This is a genomic window from Pseudomonas sp. ABC1, from assembly GCF_013395055.1.
In the GTDB taxonomy this organism is placed as follows: domain Bacteria; phylum Pseudomonadota; class Gammaproteobacteria; order Pseudomonadales; family Pseudomonadaceae; genus Stutzerimonas.
The window spans coordinates 3,129,628-3,143,094 of the sequence record NZ_CP058349.1 but is presented as its reverse complement, the minus strand read 5'-3'; the positions used below and the strand labels follow the sequence as shown (position 1 = coordinate 3,143,094).

The following is a 13,467-nucleotide window of genomic DNA, read 5'->3' as shown; positions in this document are numbered from 1 at the left end:
ACTGGGTCATTCATGCGGGCAGTGCGAGGTGTCGGCGCAATGCCTGCAGCGGCATCGGGCGGGCGAACCAGAAGCCCTGGCCGTAGGTGCAGCCGCAACGGCGCAGGTACTCCAGTTGCTCGGCGGTTTCCACGCCCTCGGCGACCACCTCCAGCTCCAGGCTGGCCGCGATCGCCAGCGCGGCCTGGACGATCGCCTGGTCGCTGGCGGCGGGCAGCGAACGGACGAACGAGCGGTCGATTTTCAGGCGGTCGAAGGCCAGCCGCCGCAGGCGCAGCAACGACGAGAAACCTGTGCCGAAATCGTCCATGGCAATGGTCACGCCCAGCCGCTTCAGAACCTGGATGTTCTCGGTGACCACCTGCGCATCATCCATCGCGCCCGTCTCGGTCACCTCCAGTTCCAGCCGTCGCCCAGGCAACCCGACCTCGGACAGAATGTCCTGGACCCGCTCGGCGAAATCCCGCTGCTGGAACAACTGGCTGCCGATATTGACCGCCACCGGTACATCCAGGCATTCACTGTCGATCAGCAAACGGTTATCCATGCAGGCCCGCCGCAGCACCCACAGGTCGATGGCCGGCATCAGTCCGTACTCGATGGCAACGGGAATGAAATCATCCGGCGACAACTGGCCAAGTTCCGCGTCCGTCCAGCGCAGCAACGCTTCCAGCCCGGTGATGCGCAGGTCATCCAGGGCAAGCTGCAACTGGTAGTGCAGCTCGAAGCGGCCCTGGGCCAGGGCGTCGCGCAGGCGTTCGAGCATCAGCACCCGACGCTCGGTGCGCCAGCGCATCTCCGGCTGGAAGAAACGTATGCAACCGCCTCCTTCGCCCTTGGCCTGGTACATCGCCAGATCGGCATCGTGAATGAGTTGATCGGCCACACACCCCTGCCCCGTGCAGAAACTGACACCGATGCTCGCATTCACATAGAGCGACAGTCCTTCGACGCGGAAGGCCTGGCACAGGCTCTCCAGCAGGCGTTTGCAGACACTGTGCGCCACATGCTCGGCGTTGTCCGGCGGCAGGCCGATCAGTGCCACGAACTCGTCGCCTCCGACCCGCGCCAGCAAATCGCCAGGACGCAACTGCCGTTGCAGACGCTCGGCCACCAGCCCGAGCAGCCGATCGCCGACCCGGTGCCCCTGGCGGTCATTGACCTGCTTGAAGCCGTCCAGATCGATGAAGATCACCGCACGCCACCCATGGCTGACGGGCTCGGCGAGCATCCGCTGCAAGCTCACCAGCAACTGATGCCGGTTGAGGCAGCCGGTCAGGCTGTCATGGGTGGCCAGATGGCTGATGTCGTCGATCATCCGCCGACGTTCGCTGATGTCGTGGCAAATGCCGACGAACAGCCGCCGTCCGCCGTGCTGCAACTCGGCGATGCTCAAGTGCAAGGGGAACTCGGAAGCATCCTTGCGCCGGCCCGTCACCTCCCGCCCGATGCCGATGATCTTGCGCTGGCCACTCTGGCGATAGTTCTGCAGGTAGCCATCGTGGGCCCGCGCCTCGCCGGCCGGCATCAGCAGTGACACGTTGCAGCCCAGCAGTTCGCCGGCGGCATAGCCGAACGTATCCAGCGCGGCCTTGTTCAGGGCCTGGATGACGCCCATCTCGTCGATCACCACCATGCTGTCGACGGAGGCCTCGAAGATGGCCGAACTCAGGGCGCCCAACCCCAGTTCGTCACGTTGACTGTCCATGCGACCGACCTATTCCTTGTCACCCATTGAAGCGCTCCACCAGTGCATGCAGGGAACAAGCCGTCGATGACAGCTCGCCCCCGATCTTCGACGACCGCTCGGAAATGACGGTGTTCTGCTCGCAGGCACCGGCAATACGCGTGATCTGCCGGGCGATTTCCTCACAGACCGAGGCCTGCTGGTCGGCCGCCGCCGCCATCTGCCGGGTCATGCCATGGATATGCTCGACCGCCTCGTCGATCCCGGCCAGCGACCGCTCCGTCGCGATCACCTGGGCCAGGCCCGCTGCAGACTCCTCGCTGCCCGAGCGAGCCACCTGCACCGCCTGTCCGGCCCGCTCTCGCAGCGAGTGAATGATCTGCTCGATGGCGCCGGTCGACTCCTGGGTCTTGCGCGCCAGCGCCCGCACCTCGTCGGCGACCACGGCGAAACCACGCCCTTGCTCCCCGGCGCGCGCCGCCTCGATGGCGGCATTGAGCGCCAGCAGGTTGGTCTGCTCGGCCACGGCGCGAATCATGTTGGCAGCCTGCTGGATCGACTCGGTTTCCTCGGCCAGCGCTTCGACGCTGGTGCTGATTTCCAGCACGCGCGTCTTCAGGCGCTCGATCACGGCCCGCGTCTTCACCGCATCCTCGCTGCCGTCGCTGGACAGTTGCGTGACTTGCCGCGCCTGCTCCGCCGTGCGCTGGACGTGGCTGGCCACTTCGTTGACCGAAACCGTCATCTGCTGCATGGCCGTGGCGACCATGTCTGCTTCGATCCGCAGTGCCTGCTGCGAAGCCTCCGACTCGCGCCCAAGCTGGTCGCTGTGCCCGGCCAGTTGCGTCGTCTGCCGCGCATAGTCGCCCAGGCGGCTGAGCGCTGTGCGGGTCTTCGCCCGCTCGAGGATCAGCAGCATCCGCAACTGGGCCGGCAACCCCCTCAGGCCCGTATAGGTGCGCACCGCCACGGCACTGGCCGGCACCTCGTCACCGCGCACCGCCAGCAGCGCGCGGCGCTGCATCCAGGCGGACAACAGCGGCACCAGCAGCAAGGCGAGCAGTGCCAGCGACAGGCCAAAGTCCGGGGATACATAAGCCTGCGCCAGCCACACCAACAGGCAGAGCGGCAGGCTCAGAAACAACCACGGGGCGAACGCGGATGCACGCTCCAGCAACGGCTCGGGCGCCTGCCCGGCAGTGAGCCTGGCATAGACGCGCTCCGCACGCCGGACCTGCTCGCTATCGGTGCGGGTTCTCACGGATTCGTAACCGATGATGCGGCCATTTTCCGTAACCGGTGTTACGTAGGCATTGACCCAATAGAAGTCGCCGCTCTTGCAGCGATTCTTGACGATCCCCATCCAGCTTCGCCCGGCTTTCAGGGTCTCCCACATCTGCTGGAAAACCACCGGAGGCATGTCCGGATGGCGCACCAGGTTGTGCGCGCTCCCGATCAGTTCCTGCCGCGCAAAGCCGCTGATCTCGACGAATGCTTCGTTGCAGTAGGTGATGTTGCCATGCAGATCAGTGGTGGTGATCAGATGCGTGTCAGCCGGAACAGCACACTCCTGCCGGCTTACGGGCAGATTGACTTTCATCCTGTATTCCACGTGCGCATCCCGCGCCCGTGGCTCCTGAAATGTTCATTGAACAATGGCCAGAAAGCTTAACAGACAGTCAACAAATTCGCTTAACAAATGTCAAAAATACGGTTACGCCAGTCATGGGCACACACCCGTAGTGTTTGCCAATGGAAAACATACGAATGAAGTTCGCCGAACGACTGCACGCCGCCCTGATAAATGCAGGCTACGAGCCCAGACCATCGGTGCTGGAACGCGAGTTCAACCTGCGTTATTGGGGAAAACCGCTGACGCTGCATGCAGTGCGACGCTGGTTGCGCGGCGAGGCCCTGCCAACCGAGGACAAGATGCTGGTACTCGCGCAGTGGCTGAGGATAGACCCGCAGACGTTACGCTTCGGCGATGAGGTGCCGGAGCGCATCGGCAGGGAAAACGACCAGTTGGCGGGCCTGGCCCATCAGGAGCGGGAAACCCTGGAAGCCTTTCTCAAACTTTCGCACGGGCGGCGCAAGCTGGTACGCGACATCATCCTGACCTTCGTCCAGGCCGAAGCCTCGAAGCCCTGAACGACCACGGGCGCGGAGGGTTCATCCCCCTCCGCGCCCGTGATCTGTCTCGTTATCACAACCGCCGACGATCAACCGCGCTCTGCGTTGCGCACGGAAATCTGCGTATTCAGCGTCCAGAAGTCATAAAGCACACCCAGACCGAACAAGCCCAGGGTACACAGGTAGAGGATGCCGGTGATCCACTTGCCCTGATACATGCGATGCACACCGAAGGCGCCGAGGAAGGTCAGCAGTATCCAGGCGATGTTGTAGTCGATATCGCCGCCATGGAAACGCAGGCTGGCCTCGCGGTCCATCGACGGGATCAGGAACAGGTCGATGATCCAGCCGATGAAGAACAGGCCCAGGGTGAAGAACCAGATGGTGCCGGTCACCGGGCGGCCATAGTAGAAGCGATGGGAACCCAGGAACCCGAAGATCCACAACAGGTAGCCGATGATCTTGCTGTGAGTATCGCGTGTCTGCATGAAGCACCGCTCCGCTATCGATGGTCGTGGCTAACCGTGCCACTCAACGGCATGCCGTTCAAGGAGAAGCCGCTGAACGACCAGGGCAACGCGCCATGCCTGTCGTGTATTGCAGCTGGATTGGCAATTTTGTCCGTGATGGGCCGTAAACCGTTTGCGGTGCCCTGATGATATGTGGCGTCGCGAACCCGACCAGCCCCTCTACGCAACACGCATGAACCCATCCATGGGGCTCTTCGCCGACATCCCTGTCGGCGAAGGTTGCTCCGAGGGGCTGGTCGGGCTCGCGGCCAATACCGAGGTGACCATAGGAAAAGCCCCTACTCTGTCGCTCCCGCGCAGGCGGGAGCCTAGGTGTGCAAGGCTAAGGCCGGCGGGCTTCTTCCTACAGCCACCGCATAAGACGGCTGTGCGGGTGTCAGGTGGCGGGCTGCAAGCCCCATGACCACCCGCGCACTGCTCAACGAAGAGGCGGCGCCTCCCCATCGAGCTGCAGGCTCAAGCCCATGGCATCGCCACCCACTGGCTCGACACCGCGTTCCAGCTTGATCATCAGGCGCAGGTCATTGGCTGAATCAGCATGTAGCAGAGCGTCCTCGTAGGTGATCGCCCCGCTTCGATAGAGTTCGAGCAGCGCCTGGTCGAACGTCTGCATACCCTGCTCACCGGAGCGTTTCATAAGCTCCTTCAATTCCTGCACCTCGCCCTTGCGGATCAGGTCGGAGGCCAGTGGCGTGTTGAGCAGCACCTCGATAGCCGCACGGCGTCCCTTGCCATCGGCAGAGGGCAATAATTGCTGGGCGACGATGGCCTTGAGGTTGAGCGAGAGGTCCATCCAGACCTGATTGTGCCGGTCCGCCGGGAAGAAGTTGATGATGCGGTCCAGCGCCTGGTTGGCGTTGTTGGCGTGCAGCGTGGCCAGACACAGGTGCCCGGTTTCGGCGAAGGCCAGGGCATGCTCCATGGTTTCCCTGGAGCGAACCTCGCCGATCAGGATCACATCCGGGGCCTGGCGCAGGGTGTTCTTCAGCGCCACCTCGAAGGAATCGGTGTCGATACCGACCTCGCGCTGGGTGACGATGCAGCCCTGGTGTTGATGCAGGAACTCGATGGGGTCCTCGATGGTGATGATATGCCCGCTGGCGTTGCGGTTGCGGTGCCCGACCAGGGCGGCCAGCGAGGTGGACTTGCCGGTGCCGGTACCTCCGACGAACAGCACCAGGCCCCGGCGGGCCATCGCCAGTTGCGCCAGGGTGTCCGGCAGTTGCAGCGCCTCGATGCTAGGGATGTGGGTCTCGATGCGACGCAACACCATACCCGCCTGGTTGCGCTGGGAGAAAGCGCTGACACGAAAACGCCCGATTCCACTGGCATCGATGGCGAAATTGCACTCGTGGTGCTCCGAGAACTCACGGCGCTGACGCTCGTCCATTTCTGCCAGCACCATGCTTCGTACCTGCTCGGCCGACAGCGGCTGCGTGCCGACCGGCTCGATCCGCCCAGCGACCTTCATCGACGGCGCGACGCCCACCGTAATGAACAGATCGGAGCCGCCACGCTCCACCATCAGGCGCAGTAATTTTTCGAATTCCATCTGTTCGAATTCCATCATCGACTCGTACAGTCAGGGTGGGTATGGACTGGAAGACAGCGCAGGGGGCGCCGGATCAGACCAGGGATAGCGGTGCCGATCATTCAGGTGCGCGCGGCGCACCCTACACAAGGCCGTCGCCCACGGTATTTGATCGTTGTCGTAGCACTAGAAACCTTCGGGCGACTTGGCCTTTTCACGGGCACTGTCGCGGCTGACGATCCCCTTGGCCACCAGCGCCTTGAGTGACGCGTCCAGGGTCTGCATGCCCAGCGAGCCGCCGGTCTGGATCGACGAATACATCTGCGCCACCTTGTCCTCGCGAATCAGGTTACGGATCGCCGGAGTGCCGATCATGATCTCGTGGGCGGCCACCCGGCCACCGCCGATCTTCTTCAGCAGCGCCTGGGAAATCACCGCCTGCAACGACTCCGACAGCATCGAGCGCACCATGCTCTTCTCTTCCGCTGGGAACACGTCCACCACCCGGTCGATGGTCTTGGCCGCCGAGGTGGTGTGCAGGGTGCCGAACACCAGGTGACCGGTTTCCGCCGCGGTCAGTGCCAGACGGATGGTTTCGAGGTCGCGCATCTCGCCGACCAGGATGATGTCCGGGTCCTCACGCAACGCCGAGCGCAGGGCATCGGAGAAACTGCGGGTATCACGGTGCACCTCGCGCTGGTTGACCAGGCACTTCTTCGACTCATGCACGAACTCGATCGGATCCTCGATGGTGAGGATGTGCTGGTAGCGGCTTTCGTTGAGGTAGTCGAGCATCGCCGCCAGGGTGGTGGACTTGCCCGAGCCGGTCGGCCCGGTCACCAGCACCAGCCCGCGTGGTACGTCGGCGATCTTGCGGAACACCTCGCCCATGCCCAGGTCATCCAGGGTCAGCACCCGTGAGGGAATGGTGCGGAACACCGCGCCGGCACCACGGTTCTGGTTGAAGGCGTTGACCCGGAAACGCGCCAGGCCGGGCACCTCGAAGGAGAAGTCGGTTTCCAGCCGCTCTTCGAAATCCTTGCGCTGCCGATCATTCATGATGTCGTAGATCAGCGTATGCACCTGCTTGTGGTCCTGCGGCGGCAGGTTGATGCGACGCACGTCGCCATCGACGCGGATCATCGGCGGCAGGCCGGCGGAAAGGTGCAGGTCGGACGCGCCCTGCTTGACGCTGAACGCCAGCAGTTCAGTGATATCCATGGGACTCCCCAATTACATTCAAGCAGGTAGAATGCCGCGCAGACCCTGGCTGTACGGCGCAAAACAATGTCCACGATAGCGAAGAATATTGCAAAGGTGGTTTCACGCATCTGTGACGCAGCGCAGGTTTCCGCACGCGAAGCCGCCTCGGTGGGACTGCTTGCGGTGAGCAAGACGCAACCGGCGCATGCCGTGCGCGAAGCCCACGAAGCCGGGCTGAACGACTTCGGCGAGAACTACCTGCAGGAGGCGCTGGACAAGCAGCGCCTGCTCGACGACCTGCCCCTGGTCTGGCATTTCATCGGCCCGATCCAGTCCAACAAGACCCGCGCCATCGCCGAGCACTTCGACTGGGTGCACTCGGTGGACCGGCTGAAAATCGCCCAGCGCCTGTCGGACCAACGCCCCGCACACCTGCCACCGCTGAATATCTGCCTGCAGGTCAACGTCAGCGGCGAGGACAGCAAGTCCGGCTGCGCCCCCGAAGAGGTCGCCCCTCTGGCCGCTGCCGTGGCGCAGTTGCCAAACCTGCGGCTACGCGGTCTGATGACCATTCCCGCACCCAGCGACGACCTCGCCGAGCAACGCGCCGCCTTTGCCCGTCTGCGCCACCTGCTGGAGCGCGAGGACGGCCTGGATACATTGTCCATGGGCATGAGCCAGGACCTGGAAAGCGCCATCGCCGAAGGCGCCACCTGGGTGCGCATCGGCACGGCGCTGTTCGGCGCCCGCGACTACTCCGGCAAGCCCGACACGAATCAAGGAACCCCTGCATGAGCACTCCCCGCATCACCTTCATCGGCGCCGGCAACATGGCCGCCAGCCTGATCGGCGGGCTGCGCGCCCAGGGCATCGAGGCCGAGCGGATTCGCGCCAGCGATCCCTCTCCGCAGCAACGCGAAGCCATCGCCGCCCAGCACGACATCGAGACTTTGGCAGACAACGCCCAGGCCCTCGCCGACGCGGACATCGTGGTCCTGGCGATCAAGCCACAGGTGATGCAGGCGGTCTGCCGCGACCTCGCCCCGCACCTGCCGGAACAGGCGCTTGTGGTGTCGATCGCCGCCGGTATCACCTGCGACAGCCTGCAACGCTGGCTCGGTCGTGAACTGCCGCTGGTACGCTGCATGCCCAATACGCCGTCGCTGCTCGGCCTTGGCGCCAGCGGCCTGTATGCCAATGCGCGGGTTTCCGATGAGCAACGCCAACAGGCCGAACGCCTGCTCGGCGCGGTCGGCATCAGCGTCTGGCTGGAAGAAGAGCACCTGATCGACGCGGTCACCGCCGTGTCCGGCAGCGGCCCGGCCTATTTCTTCCTGCTGATCGAAGCCATGGCCGACGCGGGCCAGCAGCTCGGCCTGCCACGCGAAACCGCCATCGAACTGGTCCTGCAAACCGCACTGGGCGCGGCGCGCATGGCCAAGGAAAGCGACGTCGACGCCAGCGAACTGCGCCGTCGCGTCACCTCACCGAACGGAACCACCGAAGCCGCGATCAAAGCCTTCCAGGCCGGCGGCTTCGAAGCGCTGGTCGGGCAGGCGCTGAACGCCGCCGCCCACCGCTCCGCCGAACTCGCCGAACAACTGGGCAAATAAGGAGACAGCATGTCCGGACTCATCGAAGCCCTTGTCTACATCATCCAGACCCTCGGCAGCCTGTACCTGCTGATCGTGCTGTTGCGCTTCATCCTGCAACTGGTGCGCGCCGACTTCTACAACCCGCTCAGCCAGTTCATCGTCAAGGCCACGCACCCGCTGCTGCGCCCGCTGCGCAAGCTGATCCCGAGCATCGGCGGCCTCGACCTGGCCTCGCTGGTGCTGGCGCTGCTGGTACAACTGCTGCTGATGCTGGTCACCCTGGCGCTGATCGGCTACAACGCCCTCGGCCTGCTGCCGCAGTTGCTGGTGTGGTCGGTGATCGGCGTGACCTCGCTGTTCCTCAAGGTGTTCTTCTTCGCCCTGATCATCAGTGTGATCCTCTCCTGGGTCGCCCCTGGCAGCCACAACCCCGGTGCACAGTTGATCAACCAGATCTGCGAACCCTTCCTGGCGCCGTTCCGTAAATTGCTGCCGAACCTGGGCGGCCTGGATATCTCGCCGATCTTCGCCTTCATCGCCCTCAACCTGGCGGACCGCTTCATCATCGGCAAGCTGGCCGCCTATACCGGCCTGCCGCCCATGCTCAGCCCGTTCCTCTGAGCGTGAGCTTCTTCCGCTGGGATGGCGAGGACCTGATCCTCGTCTGCCACCTGCAACCCAAGGCGAGCAAGGACGAGTTCGCCGGGTTGCATGGCGAGCGCCTGAAAATCCGCCTTACCGCCCCGCCGGTCGAAGGCAAGGCCAACGCCCATCTGCAGGCGTTCCTGGCCAAGGCCTTCGGCGTGGCGAAAAGCCAGGTCAGCCTGGAGAGCGGCGAGCTGAACCGGCAGAAACGCCTGCGCATCCATGCGCCCCGACAATTGCCGGACCTGCCGGGGCTGGCACGTCCGGAGCGTTAAACCTCGCACACAGACGCTGTCGTATAGTGTCATCAGGACCGTGCACCTGGGTCCCTGCCTTCGCGGGGACGACGAGTGTTGAGGAAACCTTCGTCATTCCCGCGCAGGCGCACTACTGTCCGGCACTCCTTATGCAAGGAATAGCTGTCCCTGTCGTTGCTCGATTTCTTGTTTTTGCGCCTGTCGCTTTCGATAACGCTCAACCTCTATCTCTGGACGCTGTAGCAGTGTTGAGCGCACCTCCACCATAAACATCCACAGGCTCTTCTTTTCACCTGTCACCATCCGGTGAAGGCTCAGTAGCAGGTAGCTGATCAGGGCGCAGAGAATTTGAATGCGTACCGCATTTTCGCTACGCCCCAGAAACTGCTTGATCTTCAAGTGCTGCTTGATCCATTTGAAGAACAATTCGATTCGCCAGCGGCGGCGGTAAAGCTCAGCAATATCCGCCGCTGGGCTCTCTAGGTCGTTGGTCGCCAGGATCAGCGGACGATCATGCTCAGGGCGGTGGACGACGATTCGGCGTAAAGGTTTTTCATAGTGATTGATGCGTTTTCCACCAGGATGCCGGTGGGCAAACCTGACGTACTCATCCTGCAAAATCACGCCTTGTTCTCCGCTGCCAATCTCGCGCGAGGAAAGAACCTTGAGCCCCGCGTTGTACTTGAACCGTGTCACGAAGCGGGCCTTGTTCTCCTCCAGGCGGGCCCACCAGTTGTAATCGCAATAGCCCTTGTCGAATACATAGGTGGCGTAAGGCTCAATCTCCAGGCACTTGCCGACTTCAATATCGTTGACATTGGCGGCACTGAAACGGCAATCCACAGGGGCTGCGCAGTGGTTGGCGTACTGCACATGGACTTTGACCCCCTGAGTTCGGCGTGTTCGATCCGATAACGTCCAGTCGTCAAAGCCTGAGCCCTTCAGGGTGATGGAGGTCGAGTCCAATAGGTACAGCAGCTCTTTTGTGTCCCTGCGTTGTTGCCGACTGGTGCACGCCATCAGGTACTGCGCCGCTTGGGCGAAAACCTCTGGACAGCGTCTCCCATTGGCTTCGGCCAGTGTTGAACGCCTGATCGCAGACGTTCCCAAGTGATAGTGGTGATTGGGCTGGCTATTGAAGCTGGACTCGAGCTCACGCAGGCTGCCGGCCCCAGACAGGTGGGCGTATAGCATCGCAACTAGGTGATCCCAGCTTGTAAAGCGTCGGCTGTGACTGTCCGCGTCTTGCTGAACGACAGCGCGATCAAATACACCACGTGGGAGGGCTTTGAGTAGATCGTGGAACCGGCTTATTCTGAACACCTTGTGAAACCTGCGAGATTGAGTTGGCGCTCTACGGTTTAAGCCGTACTCCCAGGTTTCACAAGCCTTTCAACATCGACCGCAAAATTCGTACCGGACAGTAGTGCGCGCAGGCGGGAATCCAAGCGGTCGCCTTGGCACCGCACACCTGGCGCCCCACTCGTTTTAGTGGGGATAACACGATGACAGTACAGCAGCAGGCACCGCCCTTGGCCTGCGACACACCCGATCCCCCTGGACGCGACCCCACCACGCTTGCTGCTGGGGGCATCGCTCTTTAGACTTGCGCCCTTTCTCCGATTCGATAGCAGGGTCGCAATGCCCACTGCATTTCCCGAAGACTCCGTCGGCCTGGTCCAGCCCCGGGTGCTGCACTTCAGCGAGCCGCTGGCTCTGGCCTGTGGCCGCAGCCTGGACGAGTACGAACTGATCATCGAAACCTACGGCGAGCTGAACGAAGCGCACAGCAACGCCGTATTGATCTGCCACGCCCTCTCCGGTCATCACCATGCCGCCGGCTACCACAGCGAAGAAGACCGCAAGCCGGGCTGGTGGGACAGCTGCATCGGCCCCGGCAAGGCCATCGACACCAACCGTTTCTTCGTCGTCAGTCTGAACAACCTGGGTGGCTGTAACGGCTCCACCGGCCCCAGCAGCATCAACCCGGCCACCGGCAAGCCCTATGGCGCGGACTTCCCCGTGGTGACCGTGGAAGACTGGGTGCACAGCCAGGCGCGCCTGGCCGATGTGCTGGGTATCACGCAGTGGGCCGCCGTGGTTGGCGGCAGCCTGGGCGGCATGCAGGCGCTGCAATGGTCGATCAGCTACCCCGAGCGCCTGCGCCATTGCGTGGCCATCGCCTCGGCGCCACGCCTGTCGGCGCAGAACATCGCCTTCAACGAAGTAGCGCGCCAGGCGATCCTCTCCGACCCCGAGTTCCATGGCGGACACTTCCAGGAACAGGGCGTCATTCCGCGGCGCGGGCTGATGCTGGCACGCATGGTCGGGCATATCACCTACCTGTCCGACGATGCCATGGGCACCAAGTTCGGGCGCGGGCTGAAGAGCGAAAAGCTCAACTACGACTTCAACAGCGTGGAATTCCAGGTCGAAAGCTACCTGCGCTACCAGGGCGAGGAGTTCTCCAGCCGTTTCGACGCCAATACCTACCTGTTGATGACCAAGGCGCTGGATTACTTCGACCCGGCGGCTGCCCATGGCGACAACCTGGCGACGACCTTCGCCCCGGCCACGGCGGACTTCTATCTGATCTCCTTCACCACCGACTGGCGCTTCTCGCCGGAACGCTCGCGGGAGATCGTCGATGCCCTGATGACGGCGCGCAAGAACGTCAGCTACCTGGAGATCGACGCGCCACAGGGACACGACGCCTTCCTGATCCCGATTCCGCGCTACCTGCAAGCCTTCAGCGGTTACATGAACCGCATCGTCATCTAAGCCGAGGAGCGAACATGCGAGCCGATCTGGACATCATCCAGGAATGGATTCCCGCCGGTAGCCGGGTGCTCGACCTGGGCTGCGGCAAGGGCGAACTGCTGGCCTGGCTGCGCGACCACAAGCAGGTCAGCGGCTACGGGCTGGAAATCGACCCGGACAATATCGCCGCCTGCATCGAAAAGGGCATCAACGTCATCGAACAGGACCTGGACAAGGGGCTGGGCAATTTCACCAACGACAGCTTCGACGTGGTGGTGATGACCCAGTCGCTGCAGGCCATGCATTACCCCGACCGTATCCTCGAGGAAATGCTGCGGGTCGGTCGCCAGTGCATCATCACCTTCCCCAACTTCGGGCACTGGCGCTGCCGCTGGTACCTGACCACCAAGGGCCGCATGCCGGTGTCGGACTTCCTCCCCTACACCTGGTACAACACGCCGAACATCCACTTCTGCACCTTCGAAGACTTCGAGCGCCTGTGCAAGGAGCGCGACGCGCGAGTACTCGAACGCCTGGCGGTGGACCGCGAACACCGCCACAGCCTGGGCAGCCGCCTGTGGCCCAACCTGCTGGGCGAGATCGGCATCTACCGCGTCACCGGGCCGACCGCCCGCGACGTCCGCATCGCCACCTGACCCTGTAAGGAGAGCCACCCATGCCACGCATCGGCGCCCTGTTCATCACCCTCTGCCTGACCCTTGGCCTGAGCCTGCCGGCCAGCGCCGAACGCAAGCACAGTGTCGGCGAATACGACATCCACTACATCGCCTTCAACTCGGGCTTCCTGCAACCGGATATCGCCGCGGCGGCCGGGCTGGTGCGCAGCAAGCAGCAGGGCGTGGTCAATGTCTCGGTGCTCAAGGCCGGCAAGCCGACCCTGGCGCTGGTCAGCGGCAGCGTGAAGAACCTGCTCGGCCAGGAGCGCCCGTTGGCCTTCAAGCAGCTCAAGGAAGGCGAAGACGCCATCTATTACCTGGCGCAGTTCCCCTTCGACTCGCGCGAGACCCTGCGCTTCACCCTCAACGTACAGCCCGTTGGCGCCGAGCCGATCAGCTTCGGCTTCAATCAGGAAGTCTTTCCGGACGAGTGACCATGCCCAGCAACG

Annotated in this window: 14 protein-coding genes; 8 read left to right on the top strand and 6 right to left on the bottom strand. The window is 63.1% G+C overall.

Features of this window, described 5'->3' with window-relative positions; translation table 11 throughout:
* Nucleotides 1-10 precede the first annotated feature (10 nt).
* On the bottom strand, nt 11-1,708 hold the full coding sequence (locus HW090_RS13745; RefSeq protein WP_179114046.1) for a bifunctional diguanylate cyclase/phosphodiesterase: 1,698 nt from the start codon (nt 1,706-1,708) through the stop codon (nt 11-13).
* Between the two features lie 19 nt (nt 1,709-1,727).
* A complete protein-coding gene (locus HW090_RS13740) occupies nt 1,728-3,287 on the bottom strand; it encodes a PAS domain-containing methyl-accepting chemotaxis protein (protein WP_179114045.1) in 1,560 nt (519 codons plus the stop codon).
* Nucleotides 3,288-3,454: 167 nt separating this feature from the next.
* Here HW090_RS13740 and HW090_RS13735 point away from each other — a divergent pair, with 167 nt between their 5' ends.
* Nucleotides 3,455-3,838, top strand: coding sequence for a transcriptional regulator (locus HW090_RS13735; protein WP_256930674.1), 384 nt, complete (start codon nt 3,455-3,457; stop codon nt 3,836-3,838).
* Between the two features lie 71 nt (nt 3,839-3,909).
* Here HW090_RS13735 and HW090_RS13730 read toward each other — a convergent pair whose 3' ends face one another.
* The 3 genes from HW090_RS13730 to HW090_RS13720 all read right to left on the bottom strand — a co-directional run bounded on the left by HW090_RS13730 (nt 3,910) and on the right by HW090_RS13720 (nt 7,102).
* Nucleotides 3,910-4,308, bottom strand: a complete 399-nt coding sequence (locus HW090_RS13730; protein ID WP_179114043.1) for a TM2 domain-containing protein — start codon at nt 4,306-4,308, stop codon at nt 3,910-3,912.
* A gap of 460 nt (nt 4,309-4,768) precedes the next feature.
* Nucleotides 4,769-5,902 carry a PilT/PilU family type 4a pilus ATPase gene (locus HW090_RS13725; protein WP_179114042.1) on the bottom strand — a complete coding sequence of 378 codons (1,134 nt, stop codon included), beginning with the start codon at nt 5,900-5,902 and terminating at the stop codon, nt 4,769-4,771.
* A gap of 165 nt (nt 5,903-6,067) precedes the next feature.
* Nucleotides 6,068-7,102: a type IV pilus twitching motility protein PilT gene (locus tag HW090_RS13720; protein ID WP_179114041.1), complete on the bottom strand. Its 1,035-nt coding sequence runs from the start codon at nt 7,100-7,102 to the stop codon at nt 6,068-6,070.
* A 66-nt stretch (nt 7,103-7,168) separates the two neighbouring features.
* On the opposite strand from HW090_RS13720, the gene HW090_RS13715 reads away from it, so the two are divergent.
* The 4 genes from HW090_RS13715 to HW090_RS13700 are packed head-to-tail and all read left to right on the top strand — an operon-like array spanning nt 7,169 to nt 9,599.
* Nucleotides 7,169-7,879, top strand: coding sequence for a YggS family pyridoxal phosphate-dependent enzyme (locus HW090_RS13715; protein ID WP_179114040.1), 711 nt, complete (start codon nt 7,169-7,171; stop codon nt 7,877-7,879).
* Nucleotides 7,876-8,697, top strand: a complete 822-nt coding sequence (gene proC / locus HW090_RS13710) for a pyrroline-5-carboxylate reductase (RefSeq protein ID WP_179114039.1) — start codon at nt 7,876-7,878, stop codon at nt 8,695-8,697. Before HW090_RS13715 ends, proC begins: the two co-directional genes overlap by 4 nt.
* Nucleotides 8,698-8,706: 9 nt before the next feature.
* A complete protein-coding gene (locus HW090_RS13705) occupies nt 8,707-9,300 on the top strand; it encodes a YggT family protein (protein WP_179114038.1) in 594 nt (197 codons plus the stop codon).
* A 2-nt stretch (nt 9,301-9,302) separates the two neighbouring features.
* Nucleotides 9,303-9,599, top strand: coding sequence for a DUF167 domain-containing protein (locus HW090_RS13700; RefSeq protein ID WP_179114037.1), 297 nt, complete (start codon nt 9,303-9,305; stop codon nt 9,597-9,599).
* A 129-nt stretch (nt 9,600-9,728) separates the two neighbouring features.
* Here HW090_RS13700 and HW090_RS13695 read toward each other — a convergent pair whose 3' ends face one another.
* Nucleotides 9,729-10,904, bottom strand: coding sequence for an IS4 family transposase (locus tag HW090_RS13695; protein ID WP_179112490.1), 1,176 nt, complete (start codon nt 10,902-10,904; stop codon nt 9,729-9,731).
* A gap of 318 nt (nt 10,905-11,222) precedes the next feature.
* On the opposite strand from HW090_RS13695, the gene HW090_RS13690 reads away from it, so the two are divergent.
* The 3 genes from HW090_RS13690 to HW090_RS13680 are packed head-to-tail and all read left to right on the top strand — an operon-like array spanning nt 11,223 to nt 13,452.
* Nucleotides 11,223-12,362: a homoserine O-acetyltransferase gene (locus HW090_RS13690; protein WP_179114036.1), complete on the top strand. Its 1,140-nt coding sequence runs from the start codon at nt 11,223-11,225 to the stop codon at nt 12,360-12,362.
* Nucleotides 12,363-12,376: 14 nt separating this feature from the next.
* On the top strand, nt 12,377-12,997 hold the full coding sequence (metW, locus tag HW090_RS13685; protein WP_179114035.1) for a methionine biosynthesis protein MetW: 621 nt from the start codon (nt 12,377-12,379) through the stop codon (nt 12,995-12,997).
* Between the two features lie 20 nt (nt 12,998-13,017).
* Entirely contained in the window at nt 13,018-13,452 is a 435-nt protein-coding gene (locus HW090_RS13680; RefSeq protein ID WP_179114034.1) for a DUF4426 domain-containing protein, read from the top strand.
* Nucleotides 13,453-13,467: the final 15 nt, after the last annotated feature.